Annotated in this window: 16 protein-coding genes; 10 read left to right on the top strand and 6 right to left on the bottom strand. The window is 68.4% G+C overall.

What is annotated here, in order from left to right; all coding sequences use genetic code 11:
* Nucleotides 1–5 precede the first annotated feature (5 nt).
* A complete protein-coding gene (locus DELCS14_RS03720; RefSeq protein ID WP_013800498.1) occupies nucleotides 6–572 on the top strand; it encodes a TetR/AcrR family transcriptional regulator in 567 nt (188 codons plus the stop codon).
* Nucleotides 573–715: 143 nt separating this feature from the next.
* Nucleotides 716–1,630, top strand: a complete 915-nt coding sequence (locus DELCS14_RS03715) for a LysR family transcriptional regulator (protein WP_013800497.1) — start codon at nucleotides 716–718, stop codon at nucleotides 1,628–1,630.
* Here DELCS14_RS03715 and acnD read toward each other — a convergent pair.
* From acnD to DELCS14_RS03700, 3 genes are read right to left on the bottom strand one after another with little or no spacing between them, the layout of a single operon-like run.
* Nucleotides 1,618–4,245, bottom strand: coding sequence for a Fe/S-dependent 2-methylisocitrate dehydratase AcnD (gene acnD / locus DELCS14_RS03710; protein ID WP_013800496.1), 2,628 nt, complete (start codon nucleotides 4,243–4,245; stop codon nucleotides 1,618–1,620). The genes DELCS14_RS03715 and acnD overlap by 13 nt on opposite strands.
* A gap of 60 nt (nucleotides 4,246–4,305) precedes the next feature.
* Nucleotides 4,306–5,475 (bottom strand): 2-methylcitrate synthase, encoded by a 1,170-nt coding sequence (prpC, locus tag DELCS14_RS03705; protein WP_013800495.1) that lies wholly within the window; start codon nucleotides 5,473–5,475, stop codon nucleotides 4,306–4,308.
* Nucleotides 5,472–5,870, bottom strand: coding sequence for an acyl-CoA thioesterase (locus tag DELCS14_RS03700; protein WP_013800494.1), 399 nt, complete (start codon nucleotides 5,868–5,870; stop codon nucleotides 5,472–5,474). The genes prpC and DELCS14_RS03700 overlap by 4 nt, the downstream gene beginning before the upstream one ends.
* Before the next feature lie 117 nt (nucleotides 5,871–5,987).
* Here DELCS14_RS03700 and DELCS14_RS03695 point away from each other — a divergent pair, with 117 nt between their 5' ends.
* Nucleotides 5,988–7,400, top strand: a complete 1,413-nt coding sequence (locus DELCS14_RS03695) for a short-chain fatty acyl-CoA regulator family protein (RefSeq protein WP_013800493.1) — start codon at nucleotides 5,988–5,990, stop codon at nucleotides 7,398–7,400.
* A 36-nt stretch (nucleotides 7,401–7,436) separates the two neighbouring features.
* Here DELCS14_RS03695 and DELCS14_RS03690 read toward each other — a convergent pair whose 3' ends face one another.
* Nucleotides 7,437–8,402, bottom strand: coding sequence for a PA2169 family four-helix-bundle protein (locus DELCS14_RS03690; protein ID WP_012207662.1), 966 nt, complete (start codon nucleotides 8,400–8,402; stop codon nucleotides 7,437–7,439).
* 332 nt (nucleotides 8,403–8,734) lie between these two features.
* Between DELCS14_RS03690 and DELCS14_RS03685 the strand changes: the two genes are divergently transcribed.
* Nucleotides 8,735–9,085, top strand: a complete 351-nt coding sequence (locus tag DELCS14_RS03685; protein WP_013800492.1) for a hypothetical protein — start codon at nucleotides 8,735–8,737, stop codon at nucleotides 9,083–9,085.
* Between the two features lie 63 nt (nucleotides 9,086–9,148).
* Here DELCS14_RS03685 and DELCS14_RS03680 read toward each other — a convergent pair whose 3' ends face one another.
* Nucleotides 9,149–9,355, bottom strand: coding sequence for a hypothetical protein (locus DELCS14_RS03680; RefSeq protein WP_013800491.1), 207 nt, complete (start codon nucleotides 9,353–9,355; stop codon nucleotides 9,149–9,151).
* A 271-nt stretch (nucleotides 9,356–9,626) separates the two neighbouring features.
* Between DELCS14_RS03680 and DELCS14_RS03675 the strand changes: the two genes are divergently transcribed.
* From DELCS14_RS03675 to DELCS14_RS03665, 3 genes are read left to right on the top strand one after another with little or no spacing between them, the layout of a single operon-like run.
* Entirely contained in the window at nucleotides 9,627–9,950 is a 324-nt protein-coding gene (locus DELCS14_RS03675; RefSeq protein WP_013800490.1) for a hypothetical protein, read from the top strand.
* Nucleotides 9,951–9,976: 26 nt separating this feature from the next.
* Complete coding sequence (locus DELCS14_RS03670; RefSeq protein WP_013800489.1) at nucleotides 9,977–10,498, top strand: low affinity iron permease family protein; 522 nt, start codon at nucleotides 9,977–9,979, stop codon at nucleotides 10,496–10,498.
* 34 nt (nucleotides 10,499–10,532) lie between these two features.
* On the top strand, nucleotides 10,533–10,766 hold the full coding sequence (locus tag DELCS14_RS03665; RefSeq protein WP_013800488.1) for a hypothetical protein: 234 nt from the start codon (nucleotides 10,533–10,535) through the stop codon (nucleotides 10,764–10,766).
* A 7-nt stretch (nucleotides 10,767–10,773) separates the two neighbouring features.
* On the opposite strand, the gene DELCS14_RS03660 is transcribed toward DELCS14_RS03665, so the two are convergent.
* Nucleotides 10,774–11,652: a c-type cytochrome gene (locus tag DELCS14_RS03660; protein ID WP_013800487.1), complete on the bottom strand. Its 879-nt coding sequence runs from the start codon at nucleotides 11,650–11,652 to the stop codon at nucleotides 10,774–10,776.
* 72 nt (nucleotides 11,653–11,724) lie between these two features.
* Here DELCS14_RS03660 and DELCS14_RS03655 point away from each other — a divergent pair, with 72 nt between their 5' ends.
* The 3 genes from DELCS14_RS03655 to DELCS14_RS03645 are packed head-to-tail and all read left to right on the top strand — an operon-like array spanning nucleotide 11,725 to nucleotide 15,574.
* Complete coding sequence (locus DELCS14_RS03655; protein WP_013800486.1) at nucleotides 11,725–12,111, top strand: c-type cytochrome; 387 nt, start codon at nucleotides 11,725–11,727, stop codon at nucleotides 12,109–12,111.
* Nucleotides 12,108–13,046, top strand: coding sequence for a c-type cytochrome (locus DELCS14_RS03650; RefSeq protein ID WP_013800485.1), 939 nt, complete (start codon nucleotides 12,108–12,110; stop codon nucleotides 13,044–13,046). The genes DELCS14_RS03655 and DELCS14_RS03650 overlap by 4 nt, the downstream gene beginning before the upstream one ends.
* The gene (locus DELCS14_RS03645; protein ID WP_013800484.1) at nucleotides 13,025–15,574 is read left to right on the top strand and encodes a cbb3-type cytochrome c oxidase subunit I; all 2,550 of its coding nucleotides are present in this window, start codon (nucleotides 13,025–13,027) and stop codon (nucleotides 15,572–15,574) included. Before DELCS14_RS03650 ends, DELCS14_RS03645 begins: the two co-directional genes overlap by 22 nt.
* The last annotated feature ends 61 nt before the right edge of the window (nucleotides 15,575–15,635 follow it).

The raw sequence follows: 15,635 nt of genomic DNA, 5'->3' as shown, positions 1-15,635 counted from the left end.
AAGCGATGACGAGCACCAAGCAAGAGGACGAAGGCAAGCTGCTGGGCGCACTGGCACTGGCGCTGCTGGACGATCCCAAGGCCAATCTGCAGGAGCTGGCACGCGCCATCGGCATCAGCAAGGCCACGCTCTACCGCTTCTGCCCCACGCGCGACCAGCTCATCGACCGGCTCATCGGGCATGCGGCCGACACCCTGTCGCGCGCCATGCACGCGGCCGAGCTGGAGCGCCACGCGCCGCTGGAGGCGCTGCGCCGCCTCACCGCCCACTGCCAGGACCACCAGACGCTGCTGCTGTTCCTGATGTATTTCTGGCGCTCCGACATCTCGGTGGTCGGCCAGATAGAGAGCGAATGGGTGGCGGCCATGGATGCCTTTTTCCTGCGCGGCCAGCAGGCCGGCGTGTTCCGCATCGACATCACGGCAGCGGCGATGACCGAGCTGTGGCTTTCCATGGCCGTGGGCCTGCTGGATGCGGAACGGCGCGGCCGTGTTGCGCGGGCCAGCGTGGCGGCCGTGATGGAGCAGGCCTTCCTGCACGGCGCCCTGCAGCCCGGCGCACCGGCTGCGTAGCGCGCCGGGCGCCGATGGGGAAACCGAGGTGATGAATGTTGGTCATGCACTGCTTTCAATCGATGAAGGCAGCCATGGAATGGATTCGCATCAATGAACTAGAATTTTTCTAGTTCAAAAATCCATGAATTTTTCTCACCAACATGTTGGAACGCACCCACCTCGCCATCGTCCGTGAAGTCGAAAAACAGGGCTCGCTGACGGCGGCGGCCGGCGTGCTGTGCGTGACGCAGTCGGCGTTGAGCCACAGCATGAAGAAGCTGGAGCAGCAGCTGGGCACGGACATCTGGCTGCGCGAAGGCCGCAGCCTGCGCCTGACGCAGGCCGGCCAGTACCTGCTGGCCGTGGCCCAGCGCGTGCTGCCCCAGCTGGACCTGGCCGAGGAGCGGCTGCGCCAGTTCGCCCAGGGCGAGCGCGGCGCGCTGCGCATCGGCATGGAGTGCCATCCCTGCTACCAGTGGCTGCTCAAGATCGTCGCGCCCTATCTGGCGAGCTGGCCCGATGTGGATGTGGATGTGAAGCAGAAATTCCAGTTCGGCGGCATCGGCGCGCTGTTCGGCTACGAGATCGACCTGCTGGTCACGCCCGATCCGCTGTTCAAGACGGGCCTGGAGTTCGTGCCCGTGTTCGACTACGAGCAGGTGCTGGTGGTCTCCAGTGCGCATGCGCTGGCAGGGGCCGATTTCGTGGAGGCCGCCCAGCTCGCGCCCGAGGTGCTGATCACCTATCCCGTTCCCATGGACCGGCTGGACATCTACAACCAGTTCCTCATGCCGGCCGGCATCACGCCGCGCCGCCAGAAGGCCATAGAGACCACGGACATCATGATGCAGATGGTGGCCAGCGGCCGGGGCGTGGCGGCCCTGCCGCGCTGGCTGGTGCAGGAGTACGCGGGCAAGCTGGACGTGGTGCCCGTGCGCCTGGGCGCCAAGGGCATTGCCAAGCAGATCTTCCTGGGCGCGCGCGTGGCGGACCTGCAGACCGACTATCTGCAGGCCTTCATCGAGCTGGCGCGCAAGCCGCTGGCCGCTGGCACGCCCCCTGCTCAGGCTGCCTGAGCCTGCGCCAGGAAGTCCTGCGCAAACCGCTGCAGCACGCCGCCCGCCTCGTAGACCGATACCTCCTCGGCCGTGTCCAGCCGGCAGATCACGGGCACGCGCAGCGTCTGGCCGTCTCTGCGTTCAATCACCAGAGTGAGTTGGGTGCCCGGCGTGCGCTCGCCTTCCACGCCATAGATCTCCGTTCCGTCCAGGGCCAGAGTCTTGCGGTCGGTGCCCGGCAGGAACTGCAGCGGCAGCACGCCCATGCCGATGAGGTTGGTGCGGTGGATGCGCTCGAAGCCTTCGGCCACCACGACCTCGACTCCGGCCAGCCGCACTCCCTTGGCCGCCCAGTCGCGTGAACTGCCCTGGCCGTAGTCGGCGCCCGCGATGATGATCAGCGGCTGGCGGCGGTTCAGGTAGGTTTCCATGGCCTCCCACATGCGCACCACGCGGCCTTCGGGCTCGATGCGCGCCAGCGAGCCCTTGTGCTGCACGCCGTCGATGACGGCCATCTCGTTGACCAGTTGCGGGTTGGCAAAGGTGGCGCGCATGGCGGTGAGGTGGTCGCCGCGGTGGGTGGCGTAGGAGTTGAAGTCTTCCTCGGGCAGGCCCATGCGCGCCAGGTATTCGCCCGCGGCGCTGTCGGCCAGGATGGCGTTGGAGGGCGACAGGTGGTCGGTGGTGATGTTGTCGGGCAGCAGGGCCAGCGGCCGCATGTTGCGCAGCGTGCGCGGGAAGGCCGCCAGCGCGCCCACGCCTTCGGTATCCCAGTAGGGCGGGCGGCGGATGTAGGTGGACTGGGGGCGCCAGTCGTACTGGGGCCGTGCCTTGTCGCCATCGTCCTTGCGGATGGCGAACATGGGTTCGTAGACGGCGCGGAATTGCGCAGGTTTGACCGATTGCTCGACGATGGCGTCGATCTCCTCGTCGGCGGGCCACAGATCCTTGAGGCGGATCTCGCGGCCTTCCACCACGCCCAGCACGTCCTGCTCGATGTCAAAGCGCACCGTGCCCGCCAGCGCATAGGCCACGACCAGCGGCGGCGAGGCCAGGAAGGCTTGTTTGGCCTGGGGATGGATGCGCCCGTCGAAGTTGCGGTTGCCTGAGAGCACGGCCGTGGCGTAGAGGTCGCGCTCGATGATTTCCTGCTGGATGGCGGGGTCCAGCGCGCCGCTCATGCCGTTGCAGGTGGTGCAGGCAAAGGCGACGATGCCAAAGCCCAGCTGCTCCAGCTCGGTGAGCAGCCCGGCCTCTTTCAGATACAGCTCCACGGCCTTGGAGCCCGGCGCCAGCGAGGACTTGACCCAGGGCTTGCGCTTGAGACCCAGGCGATTGGCGTTGCGCGCCAGCAAGGCGGCGGCAATGACATTGCGCGGGTTGCTGGTGTTGGTGCAGCTGGTGATGGCCGCGATGATGACGGCCCCATCGGGCATCAGGCCTTGCGCCTCCTGGGCGCGGGCGGCCTGCAGCTTGGCCGCATCGGCAATGCCGCGCTCGGCCAGGGCCGAGGTGGGCAGGCGCCGGTGCGGATTCGAGGGACCGGCCATGTTGCGCACCACGGTGGACAGGTCGAACTGCAGCACGCGCTCGTACTGGGCATCGGCCAGGGTGTCGCTCCAGAAACCCGCGATGCGCGCATAGGCCTCGACCAGGCGCACCTGGGCCTCGTCGCGGCCGGTCAGGCGCAGGTAGGCCAGCGTCTGGTCGTCAATGGAGAACATGGCCGCCGTGGCACCGTATTCAGGGCACATGTTGGAGATGGTGGCGCGGTCGCCAATGCTCAGGCTGTCGGCGCCCTCGCCAAAGAATTCCACATAGGCGCCCACCACCTTTTGCTGGCGCAGGAATTCGGTCAGGGCCAGCACGATGTCGGTGGCCGTGATGCCCGCCTGGCGACGGCCCGTGAGGCGCACGCCCACGATCTCGGGCAGGCGCATCCAGCAGGCGCGGCCCAGCATGACGTTCTCGGCCTCCAACCCGCCCACGCCCACGGCGATCACGCCCAGCGCGTCCACATGGGGCGTGTGCGAGTCGGTGCCGACACAGGTGTCCGGGAAGGCCAGGCCATCCTGCACAGTGACCACGGGGGACATCTTCTCCAGATTGATCTGGTGCATGATCCCGTTCCCCGCGGGGATCACATCCACGTTGGCGAAGGCCTTCTTCGTCCACTCGATGAAGTGGAAGCGGTCCTCGTTGCGGCGGTCCTCGATGGCGCGGTTCTTCGCAAAGGCGTCGGGATCGAAGCCGCCGCACTCCACGGCCAGCGAGTGGTCCACGATGAGCTGCACGGGCACGACGGGGTTGACCTGGGCGGGGTCGCCGCCTTCGGCCGCAATGGCGTCGCGCAGGCCGGCCAGGTCCACCAGGGCGGTCTGGCCCAGGATGTCGTGGCAGACCACGCGCACGGGGTACCAGGGAAAGTCGATGTCGCGGCGGCGCTCGATGAGCTGCAGCAGGTAGCCGTCCAGCTGCGCGGGATCGGCGCGGCGCACGAGGTTCTCGGCGTGGACGCGGGCGGTGTAGGGCAGGCGTGCCCAGGAGCCGGGCGAGAGGGCATCGACGGCGGCGCGGGCGTCGATGTAGTGCAGCGTGGTGCCGGGCAGGGGTTTCTTGTGGGTGTGGTTCATGGGGCGGATGCAATGCGGGCGGGCCTGCAGCCCGCCCGCCAGGTTCAGGACAGCGGCGGCTCAGGCGCGCGCATCGAGGGGCACGAACTTCTGGTCCTCCGGCCCCGTGTAGTTGGCGCTGGGGCGGATGATCTTGTTGTCCTGGCGCTGCTCGATCACGTGCGCTGCCCAGCCGCTGGTGCGCGCGATCACGAACAGCGGCGTGAACATGGCCGTGGGCACGCCCATCATGTGGTAGCTGACGGCGCTGAACCAGTCCAGGTTGGGGAACATCTTCTTGACCTCCCACATCACCGATTCCAGCCGGTCGGCAATGTCGTACATGCGTGTGGTTCCGGCCTCGTCGGACAGGCGCTTGGCCACGCCCTTGATGACCACGTTGCGCGGGTCGCTGACGGTGTAGACCGGGTGGCCGAAGCCGATCACCACTTCCTTGGCATCGACGCGGCGGCGGATGTCGGCCTCGGCCTCGTCGGGCGTGTCGTAGCGCTTCTGGATCTCGAAGGCCACCTCGTTGGCGCCGCCATGCTTGGGCCCGCGCAGCGCGCCGATGGCGCCCGCGATGGACGAATACATATCGCTGCCCGTGCCCGCGATCACGCGCGCCGTGAAGGTGGAGGCGTTGAACTCATGCTCTGCATAGAGGTTGAGCGAGGTGTGCATGGCGCGCACCCAGCCTTCGGACGGCCGGTGGCCGTGCAGCAGGTGCAGGAAGTGGCCGCCGATGGAGTCGTCGTCGGTCTCCACCTCGATGCGCCGGCCCGAATTGCTCCAGTGGTACCAGTACAGCAGCATGGAGCCCAGGCTGGCCATGAGCCGGTCGGCAATGTCGCGGGCACCCGCCAGGTTGTGGTCGTCCTTTTCGGGCAGCACGCAGCCCAGGGCCGAGACGCCGGTGCGCATCACGTCCATCGGGTGGGCGCCGGCAGGCAGTTGCTCCAGCGCCTGCCTGACGCTGGCCGGCAGGCCGCGCAGCGCCTGCAATTTGGTCTTGTAGGCCTGCAGTTCGGGGCGCGTGGGCAGCTTGCCGTGCACCAGCAGATGGGCGATTTCCTCGAACTCGCAGACCTCGGCAATGTCCAGGATGTCGTAGCCGCGATAGTGCAGGTCGTTGCCCGAGCGGCCCACGGTGCACAGCGCCGTGTTGCCGGCGGTCACGCCCGACAGGGCCACGGACTTCTTGGGCTTGAATGCGGACGCAGATGGCGCGTCGATGATCGTGGTACTCATGGAAGGGTCTCCTGGTTCAGATAGGAATGGGCAATGGCGGCAGGAAGGCCGTTGTGGTCGACAGCCACCATCTCGAACAGGCCCTTGAGCACGTCCTCGCAGGCAATGCCCGGCGCCTGGGCCGATGCGGTGACGCAGACCGTCATGGAGCTGCGCCCCACGCGGCTGACCCAGCCGCGCAGGACGATCTCGTGGCCCACGGGCACGGGCGCCAGGAAGTCCACGCCGGTGACGGCGGCCATCACCACCTCGCGCTGCGCCAGGCTGCGCGCTGCCAGAAAGGCGGCCTTGGCCATGAGCTGCAGGCCCTGGCCTGCGAACAGCGTGCCGTGGTGGTTGGCCAGCGCGGGCAATACCAGTTCGCGCAACTCGGCGGTTCCAGTAGGTGTTGTCATGCTTCGCAATCTACGCAAAATAGCGGTTCAGACATAGGACTGAAAAGGCGAATTCTTGCGAAACGAAACCCACGATATTGCGAATTCTGCGAATAACAGCCACCCGAGGAAACAGGCATGAAGAAGACATTCATGGGCGTCAAGCTGCGCAAACTGCGCGCGGAGCACGGCCTGTCCCAGATCGCCCTGGCCCACGCGCTGGGCCTGTCGCCCAGCTACCTGAACCAGCTGGAGCAGAACCAGCGGCCGCTGACGGTGTCGGTGCTGCTCAAGCTCAACCGTGCGCTGGGCGTCGATATCCAGCAGTTCTCGGAGGACGAGGAGGCGCGCCTGGTCGCCGGCCTGCGCGAGGCCCTTGCCGAGGCGCCCGAATCCATTGCCCTGCCCGAGCTGCAGGAGGTCGCCGCGCAGATGCCCGCCCTGGGGCGTGCGGTGATGGCGCTGCACCGCCGCCATCTGGAAGCCCTGGAGCGCATCGAGAGCATGTCGCTCAGGCTGGGCGATGACCGCTCGGACATGCCGGTGGCGCGCACCATGCCGTTCGAGGCCGTGCGCGATTTCTTCTTTGCGCACCAGAACTATTTCGATGAAGTGGACCGCGCGGCCCAGGCCCTGGCCGGCGAGGCGCGTGCGGACCCGGGCCATCTGGCGGACTGGCTGGTCCGGCGGCTGCAGCAGCGCCACGGTGTTCAGGTGCATCGCTCGGAAGACTCCCGGCAAAGCCAGCGCCGCTTCGACCCGGCCACGCGCTCGCTGTGGCTGTCCTCGGCGCTGGAGCCTGCGCAACAGGCCTTCCAGCTGGGCACGCAGCTGGCCTTGCTGGAGATGGGCGACACGCTGGACCGGCTGATCGCCACCGCCGCCTTCCAGGGCGATCCGGCGTCATGCAAGCTGGCCCGCGTGGGCCTGGCCAACTACTTTGCGGGCGCGCTGCTGCTGCCCTACGACCTGTTCCTGGAGACGGCCGAGCAGCTGCGCTACGACATCGACCTGCTGGGCCAGCGCTTTGGCGTGGGCTTTGAAACCGTCTGCCACCGCCTGAGCACGTTGCAGCGGCCGGGCGCACCGGGCGTGCCCTTCTTCTTCGTGCGCGTGGACCGCGCGGGCAATATCTCCAAGCGCCAGTCGGCCACGCATTTCCATTTCAGCCGCACGGGCGGCACCTGCCCGCTGTGGACGGTGTACGAGGCCTTCGGCCAGCCCGACCAGGTGCTGCGCCAGCTGGCCAGCATGCCCGATGGACGGCGCTACCTGTGGATTGCACGCTCGGTCTCGCATGGGCAGCGCGGCTATGGTTCGCCGCGCAAGACCTTCTCCATCGGCCTGGGCTGCGACATACGCCATGCCGCGCGCCTGGTCTATGCCAAGGGACTGGACCTGGGCGACCCGGAATCGGCCACGCCCATCGGCATGGGCTGCAAGGTCTGCGAACGCGACCAGTGCACGCAGCGCGCCTTTCCCTATGTGGGAAAGGCGCTGCATGTGGATGAGAACGCCAGCCGCTTTGCACCCTATGGCGTGGGCGGCTGACGATTCCGTGGCCCGCGCGGTGCGCGGGATGCGCGGTCAGGCTGCGCTGCGGTAACGGTCGCGCAGGTCGCGCACTTCATCGTGGTTGCGCTGGGCACCCTGTGCCTGGCGCTCCACCACCACGCGCACGGCCGGTGGCAGCGGTTGCTTGAGCGCCTTGCGGTACTGGGCGAGGGCGGAGTCCTCGCCGCGCTCGCATTCCTCCAGCACCGCCTTGTCGTCCTGCGAGGTCAGGGCCGTCTTCACGGACACCCAGCCCCGGTGCAGCGCGCCGGCCACCGTGCCGCCCGATGCCGGCTCTCCGCCGAGCCTGCGGATTTCCGCTTCCAGCTCCCGCGCGGCAACACCGCACTCGGTGGAATGGCGCATGAACAGGGCCTTGAGGTCGGGCGAGTCGGCGTTCTCGGAGGAGGTGCGGAAGCCGTACTCGCCATCGCGGCAGGATTCAAGCAGGTCGTTGAGCACGTCCACCACATCGTCGTTGTCGATATCGCCCGTATAGGCGGGGGCGACGATGGTGCCCGTCTCGTCACGGACATCACGGCTGCCTGCGCGCGCCCAGGCGGCGCGGGCTGCGGGCCGGGCCTGGTCCCAGTCCAGATGGCTGGCGCCACGGCGCGTGGTCCATTCACGCTCCCATTCGGCATCGAAGGCATCGAAGTCGGCATCGCGGCGTGCGGCGGCAGCGTTCCAGCCCAGCTCGTAGGCGGGACGGTATTCCTCGTAGCTGCGGCCAGCCACGTAATAGGGCTCGCTCTGATAGGCATCGCGCCAGTAGGCATCTTCAACCGTGGGGTTCACGGCCTCGGCTGCACCCTTGCCGGCCAGCCCGCCGACCACGGCACCGGCCACGCCGCCCACGGCAGCGCCGATGGGGCCACCCATTGCGCCGAATGCAGCGCCGGTGACGGCGCCGCCTGCTGCGCCTATGCCGGTGCCCACCGGGTGCGCGCCGGGTGCGTCGGACAGCGGGTCACGGTTTGCGGGGTTCGATTGCGTCATGGAATGTGCTCCTTGGCAGTTGAAAGTGATTCCTATGCTGATGGCCGCGGCGGCCGTCCGGCGTGCGCGCTTGCGGCCATGTGCCGTAGGAACGCAGCGCCCTGCCCTTGCGGACATCGCGCCAGCGGCCTGTGGCCATTTTTCGCACTGCCGCACAGGGCAAACACAGGGCAATCGGCGTGCCTGCCGGCCCTCCCGCATCGGACTGCATCCGAGCGCATCGGCACGCTCCTACCTCCAGGAAAGTGCTGTGCCCACCCCCGCTGCAAGCCCGCGCAGGCAGGCTTGGTCCATGACCCGGCCACGGTGGCCGGACCCCCTTGGAGATCACCATGCGCACCCCGAACAACACGGCTGCCACCGGCAGCGACACTCCCCAGATCGACCGCAGCGAAGACGCAAGCGCCGACCTGCCCGAAGGCAAGGACATCAACGAGCACCTGAGCGCGGAAAAGGATGTGGCCGATTCCATCGCCGAGGCCTCGGCGCACCGTTTCGACGACATGCCGCAGGACGGCCCGCTGAACTTCGACGATGGAACCGACATGGGCCACCCGCGCGGCAACACGCAGCGCGAAGGCGGCACCTGGCAGGCCGAGGGCGCGGACAGCGGCAGCCTCAGGCCGCCCGCCGAAATCCTGTCCGACCGCAATGGCCCCAGCGACCGCAAGAACGGGCGTTGATGCAACCTCGCAGCCATGAAAAAAGGGCACCCGAGGGTGCCCTTGTCGCGAGGAAACGGCAATTCATCCAGCGCCGCGGTCACCGCCTGGGCCGCCGCCCTTGTTCTGGCGCGTCTGGGCCTGGTTGCCGCTGCCGACATGGGCCTCGCGGTCATGGCGGCTTTCGGGCGTTCGCTGGCCTTCGTTCCTTTGCGTGGGCGGCTTCGCGCCCTGGCGGTTGTGATCGTTCTCCACCTTGCCCTTGCCGGGCTCCTGTCTGTCGCTGCTCATATCGCGCTCCTTGTCTAGGGTGCCGGGCCCCATCGCTGCAGGGCCGGACTTCCAGTCTAGGCAGCGCGCAAGGCCCAGGCAGCGGGCCATGGGCGCCCGCCGGCGTGCGGCGTCTCCCACAGGGCAAACGACGTGCCTGAGAACGGCGTTCATGCGCGAGGCATCTTTTCGTTCCTGCGCTTTCGGCGTGGTCCCACGGCGGCTGCGCACGGGCGAAGAGACCATGGCCCAAGCGCCGCCTGCGCAGGCCCGCGAACGAAAGGAAGACGCCATGAAAGACAAGACCCCATCCGCATCCAAGTCCTCTGCACCCACACAGGCGAAACCGTCGGGCGATGGCCAGACCAAGCTGCCCGGCCAGGTGGGCAAGGCGCCCCATGCGCCCGGTGAATCCGATGCAGCCGACGCATCCGAACAAGGCCTGCGCCTTCCGCACGAGCGCGACCAGAGCCTGGACGCCACCAGCGATGCGCCCGATCCGGTGATGCGCCAGGCCCATGACGACATTGTTTCCGGCCAGGTGGATACCGACATGCGGCAGACGCCGGGACTGGATGCCGAGCGGCGCAAGAAGATGGTGCGCAAGCAGCCTTGATCGATTTTTCCGGACGGTTTTCCCCCATGCAAAGCACAAGTTCCACACCAAGCCGCCGCACACCGGGAGACGCCCTGGGCTCCATGCCCGAGACCAGCAGTGCCTCGTATGCCGACCACTCGCGCCTGCTGTCGACCTTCGATCATTTCGCCAGCAAGGTGACGCGCTGGGCCGGCACGCCCATGGCGTTTTGCGTGGCCCTGATCTGCGTGGCCGTATGGGCCGTGGCGGGGCCGATGTTCCACTTCTCGGAGAACTGGCAGCTGGTCATCAACACGGGCACGACCATCGTGACCTTTCTGATGGTGTTCCTCATCCAGCAAAGCCAGAACAAGGACAGCGTGGCCCTGCACCTGAAGCTCAACGAACTGCTGGCAGCCAACAAGATTGCCAGCAACCGCATGATCGGCATCGAGGGGCTGGACGAGGAGCAGCTGCAGCAAGTGGCGGCCTTCTACGTCAACCTGGCCGCCCGCGCGCGCGAAAGCGGAGCCTGCAAGGAATGCCACTCCATCGACGAGGACGACCCGGCACGGCCCGGCAACTGAGGCGGCCTGACTGCACTCCATCCAGGTAGAACCCATGCCAGACATTCCCGATTGGCTCCAGTGGCCTGCCTTTGCGGCCTCCCTCATCGGCGCATGGTGGGTGGGCTCGCGTTCCGCCGGGCGGCGCAATGTGGGCTTCTGGATCCTGATGCTCAGCAATGTGCTGTGGGCGCTGTGGGGATGGTCCTCCGGCGCCTGGGCACTGGTGACGCTGCAGGCCTGCCTGGCCATCACCAACATCCGCGGCTCCATCAAGGCCGAGCGTTGAGCCAGCGCTAGCGCAAGCTGGCCAGGTAGGCGGCAATGTCCCGTGCATCCTGCTCGGCGACCCCCATGGCGGGCATGGCGGTTCCCGGCTTGACGGCGTCGGTCTGCACCAGCCAGCGCACCATGTTGTCGGGCGTGTTGTCCAGCACGCCGGCAATGCGGGTGCGGCGCGCCATGCCGTCCAGCGGCGGCCCCACCTGCGGGCTGGCCTGGGCCTGGCCCGCCACCGTGTGGCAGCCCACACAGGCGTACTGGTACAGGGCCCGCTGCCCGCGCACGGCATCACCGGGCCGCAGCGCCTGCACGGGCGGCCTGCACGGCTGGAAGGCATCGTCCCGGCCCGCGTGTCCTGCGGAGCCCACCACCCAGTCCTGCCCCGCCATCGCGGCGAACTGCGGTGGCGACAGCTGCGGCATCTTCTGCACGAAGGCGACCACCGCCCAGAGATCGTCCTCCGACAGGCGAAATTCCCAGGAAGGCATGCCCGTCATCTTCAGCCCGTTGCGCGTGAGCCAATACAACTGGCCGGCGTTCCATCGCTGCGTGGCGTCGATCAGGGGCCCGGGCAGCGGCTGCATGCCCTGGCCCGCCGCCCCCTGGGCCACGCCGGGGCCGCCGTGGCACTGCACGCAGTGCTGGCGATAGCACTGCGCACCGCGCGCCAGCATGGCTTCGTCCGCCGCGCGCGGCGGCTCCAGGCCCCGCGCGTGGTAGCGCACGGACTGGCGCATGGCAATGTCCAGCAACTGGTAGACCGGCTTCAGGTGCTGGCGATTGGCGGCCACGTTGTAGACGCCGCTGGACACCAGGGCGGCAGCCAGCCCCGCTGCCGCGCAGGCAACGGCCAAAAGCGTGAGTGCCACGGTGCGCAGCTTGGTGGAGGCCATGAGAAATTGTCCTACCCGCCCTGCTGCGCGAATGTCAGCAGATCCTGATTGGGGACGCGGAATAATTTCCCCATGCCCGAGGCGCTCCCCTCCTTCCTGCACCGGCGCCAGCGAGTCGCCGCAAGCCTGTGCGCCGCTTTCTGGCTTGCGTGCGGCGGTGCGGCAGCTGGCCAGGAAAGCGCGTCGGTCGAGCGCGGCAGGCTCCTGCTGGCCCAGTACCGCTGCGGCAGCTGCCACAGCATTCCGGGGGTGGCCGATGCCCGGGGACGGGACGCCACGCCGCTGGACGGTTTCGGGCGGCGCAGCTATATCGCCGGGCGGCTGCCCAACCTTCCGGACCTCCTGAGCGCCTGGATCGTGCACCCGCAGGCACTGGTGCCCTCCACCACCATGCCGTCGCTGGGCGTATCGGCCGCGCAGGCGCGCGACATGGCGGCCTATCTGGGCAGCCTCCAATGAGCGGCACGGCGGCCGCCACCCCCCAGTCATCGCTGCATGCGGGCAGCGTGCAGGCGGCCTCGTTCGGAGAACTCAGTGCCGTGCTGTCCGTGGGCGCGGCGGCGCTGCTGCTGGGCGTGATGCTGCTGCTGGCCCTGTCGCTGGGCCGCGCGCGTCCGGTGCGCGTGCGCCTGTGGCTGGTGGGTGGCGGCATCGCCCTGCCCGTTGCCGTGCTGACAGCCCTGTTCTTCTACGGAGAAAGCCGCCGCCCCGACTGGCGCCCCATGCCCCCGGCCGACGCATTGGTGGTGACCGTGACGGCACACCTGTGGTGGTGGGACATACGCTACAGCGATCCGCGCACGGGCGCCGAGTTCGTGACGGCCAACGAGGTCCGGCTGCCCGTGGGCCGGCCCGTGTACTTCGCGCTGGCCAGCGGCGATGTGATCCACAGCTTCTGGGTGCCGGCACTGGGCGGAAAAATGGACATGGTGCCGGGCCGTCTGCAGCACCTGCTGGTACAGCCCACAACCGAGGGCCGCTGGCGCGGGCAATGCGCCGAGTATTGCGGCGAGCAGCATGCGCGCATGGCGCTCGACGTACTGGTGGTGGCGCCCCAGGCGTTCGAGCGCTGGTCCGCCGCGCAGGCGCGGCCCGCCTCCGTTGCCATGAACCACCCGGGGCTGCAGGCTTTCGAGAAGCACCGCTGCAGCTTCTGCCACCGCGTGCGCGGCGTGGCCGACGAGGCCTCGCGCGGCCTGGGGCCGGACCTGACCCATGTGGGCGGCCGCCTGTCGCTGGCCGCCGCCAGCCTGCCCAACACGCCGCAGAACCTTCGCTCCTGGATCACCCATACGCAGCAGCTCAAGGCCGGGGCGCGCATGCCCTCGGGCGCCGGGCGTGTGCCCGACCACGAACTGGAAGACATCGCCGCATGGCTGAGCACCCTGAAATAGATGCTGCCCCGCCGCACGGCTTTCCCAGCGCCCTGCCCCGCCCCGCCGGCGAGCGCGAAGCACTGGAGCGTGCCTGGGCACGCCCGCGCGGCTGGCGCATTTTCAGCGCCGTGAACAACACGCAGATCGGCGCCTTCTACATCGTGACGGCACTGCTGTTCTTCGTGCTGGGCGGCATCCTGGCGCTGGTGATGCGCGTGCAGCTGGCCGTGCCCGACAACGACCTGCTGGACGCTGCCACCTACAACCAGATGTTCACCATGCACGGCACGGTGATGATGTTCCTGTTCGCCGTGCCCGTGGTGGAGGCGATTGCAGTCTTTCTGCTGCCGGGCATGCTGGGCGCCCGGGACCTGCCCTTTCCCCGGCTGTCCGCCTATGCCTTCTGGGCCTATGCGATCGGCGGCCTGGCGTTCTTCTGCACCATCTTCTGGGGCGTGTCGCCCGATGGCGGCTGGTTCATGTACCCGCCGCTCACGAACAAGCAGTACTCGCCCGGCATCGGCGCGGACTTCTGGCTGCTGGGCATCGGCTTCATCGAGATCTCGGCGATTGCGGGCGCCATCGAGCTGATCGTCGGCATCCTCTTCACGCGCGCACCGGGCATGACGCTGGGCCGGATGCCGGTGTTCGCCTGGGCCACCCTGGTCAGCGCGCTGATGATCGTGTTCGCCTTCCCGGCCGTGATCGCGGCCACCACGCTGCTGGAGCTGGAGCGCGCCTTCGACTGGCCCTTCTTCAATCCGCAGTCCGGCGGCGACCCGGTGCTCTGGCAGCATCTCTTCTGGTTCTTCGGCCACCCGGAGGTCTACATCATCTTCCTGCCTGCGGCCGGCATGGTGTCCATGATGGTGCCCGCCATGGCAGGCACGCCCCTGGTGGGCCAGCGCGCCGTGGTCTGGGCGCTGGCCGGCGTGGGCGTGGTCAGCCTGCTGCTGTGGATACACCACATGTTCGCGGCCGGCCTGGGACTGACGGCGCTGCTGCTGACTTCCATCGCCAGCTTCGTGGTGGCCATTCCGAGCGGGCTTCAGGTCTTCGCCTGGATTGCCACCTTCTGGCAGGGCCGCGTGCGCATGGACACGCCCACGCTGTTCCTGCTGGGCTTTCACTTCATCTTCGTTCTGGGCGGGCTGACGGGCGTGATGGTGGCCGTGATTCCGTTCGACTGGCAGGCGCATGACAGCTACTTCATCGTCGCCCACCTGCACTACGTGCTGATCGGCGGCATGGTGTTCCCCGTGTTCTCGGCCCTGTACTACTGGCTGCCCGTGTTCAACGGCGCGGCGCTGTCCGAGCGGCTGGGACGCTGGATATTCGCCCTGCTGTTCGGCGGCTTCAACATCGCCTTTTTCCCCATGCACCTGACAGGCCTGCTGGGCATGCCGCGCCGTGTCTACACCTACGCGGACGCGCTGGGCTGGAACGGGCTGAACCTGCTGTCCACCGTGGGCGCCTTCATCTTTGCGCTGGGCGTGCTGCTGCTGTTCATCGACGTGGCCCGGGCCGTGCGCCGGCCGGACCGCGACCATGGCAATCCCTGGCGCGCAGGCACGCTGGAATGGCTGCCGCCGCGCGAGTACGGCGTGCGCAGCATTCCCGAAGTGCGCGGCACCGAGCCGCTGTGGGACCGGCCATCGCTGGCGCAGGAAGTGGAGCAAGGCCGCTACTGGCTGCCCGGCACCGTCTTCGGCGGCCGGGAAACCCTGCTCACCGATGCGCGCAGCGCCCGGCCCGTGCAACTGCTGCGCCTGCCCACCGACGGCTGGCCGCCGCTGCTGGCCGCAGCGGGCACGGCCGCCTTCTTTTTGCTGCTGACCGTGGAATGGGTGGCGCTGGCCTTTGCCTGCGGCCTGGGCGCCATCGCCGCCATGCTGGCCTGGATCTGGCAGCTGGACCGCACTGCGCCGGCCCCCCGGGCCGAGGTGGCCACGGGCGTCTTCCTGCCCGTGCAGCCGGCCGGCAGGCGATCGCATTCCTGGTGGGCCGTGCTCATCCTGTGCACCGTGGACTTCACGGTCTTCGCCTCCTTCGCCTATGCCTACATCCACCTGTCGATGGCGCTGGAGGTCTGCCCTCCGCCGGGCGCGGCCCTGCCCGCGCCCTCCCGGGCCATGGCCAACGTGCTGCTGCTGGCCGCCAGTGCCCTGCTGCTGCGGCACTGCACGCGCTCACCTTTGGGAGACGGGCCGCACAGGCAGCGCCTGCTGCGTGCCTGCGCCTTGGGGGCCCTGGTGTGCGCGGTGGGGGCCTTTGGCCTGTCGCTGGCAGGCCATCTGGACGCGGGGCTTTCACCGCGTGCGGACGGCTGGAGCGCGGCCGTGGGCGTCATCGTGGCCTACCAGGGCTTTCACTGCGTGCTGATGATGGTGCTGGGCGGCTTTTTGCTGGCCCGATCATGGTCCGGCCATCTGCAGCCCCGGGCGCGCGCCACGCTGGACAACGTGGGCCTGCTCTGGCAGGCCGCAGCCCTGCAGGGCATTCTGGGCGAGGCCATATTGCGCCTGGTGCCGGCGCTCATGGGCTGACGGGGCCGCTTTCATCGAGAGACTGCGGCGCATGGCCGATCCCCGCACAAGCGCTCGGCTG

Origin of the sequence: Delftia sp. Cs1-4 (assembly GCF_000214395.1) — a bacterium.
GTDB lineage: Bacteria > Pseudomonadota > Gammaproteobacteria > Burkholderiales > Burkholderiaceae_C > Comamonas > Comamonas acidovorans.
This window is presented reverse-complemented; position numbering and strand designations above follow the sequence as displayed.

Bases quoted from the DNA above. Each gene is read 5' to 3' on its own strand.
- DELCS14_RS03685 (WP_013800492.1), top strand. From the start codon at position 8,735: ATGCGCACCCCGAACAACACGGCTGCCACCGGCAGCGACACTCCCCAG.
- DELCS14_RS03655 (WP_013800486.1), top strand. From the start codon at position 11,725: ATGCCCGAGGCGCTCCCCTCCTTCCTGCACCGGCGCCAGCGAGTCGCC.
- DELCS14_RS03645 (WP_013800484.1), top strand. From the start codon at position 13,025: ATGGCTGAGCACCCTGAAATAGATGCTGCCCCGCCGCACGGCTTTCCC.
- DELCS14_RS03715 (WP_013800497.1), top strand. From the start codon at position 716: ATGTTGGAACGCACCCACCTCGCCATCGTCCGTGAAGTCGAAAAACAG.
- DELCS14_RS03675 (WP_013800490.1), top strand. From the start codon at position 9,627: ATGAAAGACAAGACCCCATCCGCATCCAAGTCCTCTGCACCCACACAG.
- DELCS14_RS03665 (WP_013800488.1), top strand. From the start codon at position 10,533: ATGCCAGACATTCCCGATTGGCTCCAGTGGCCTGCCTTTGCGGCCTCC.
- DELCS14_RS03650 (WP_013800485.1), top strand. From the start codon at position 12,108: ATGAGCGGCACGGCGGCCGCCACCCCCCAGTCATCGCTGCATGCGGGC.
- DELCS14_RS03670 (WP_013800489.1), top strand. From the start codon at position 9,977: ATGCAAAGCACAAGTTCCACACCAAGCCGCCGCACACCGGGAGACGCC.
- DELCS14_RS03695 (WP_013800493.1), top strand. From the start codon at position 5,988: ATGAAGAAGACATTCATGGGCGTCAAGCTGCGCAAACTGCGCGCGGAG.
- DELCS14_RS03680 (WP_013800491.1), bottom strand. From the start codon at position 9,355: ATGAGCAGCGACAGACAGGAGCCCGGCAAGGGCAAGGTGGAGAACGAT.
- DELCS14_RS03690 (WP_012207662.1), bottom strand. From the start codon at position 8,402: ATGACGCAATCGAACCCCGCAAACCGTGACCCGCTGTCCGACGCACCC.
- DELCS14_RS03720 (WP_013800498.1), top strand. From the start codon at position 6: ATGACGAGCACCAAGCAAGAGGACGAAGGCAAGCTGCTGGGCGCACTG.
- acnD (WP_013800496.1), bottom strand. From the start codon at position 4,245: ATGAACCACACCCACAAGAAACCCCTGCCCGGCACCACGCTGCACTAC.
- prpC (WP_013800495.1), bottom strand. From the start codon at position 5,475: ATGAGTACCACGATCATCGACGCGCCATCTGCGTCCGCATTCAAGCCC.
- DELCS14_RS03660 (WP_013800487.1), bottom strand. From the start codon at position 11,652: ATGGCCTCCACCAAGCTGCGCACCGTGGCACTCACGCTTTTGGCCGTT.
- DELCS14_RS03700 (WP_013800494.1), bottom strand. From the start codon at position 5,870: ATGACAACACCTACTGGAACCGCCGAGTTGCGCGAACTGGTATTGCCC.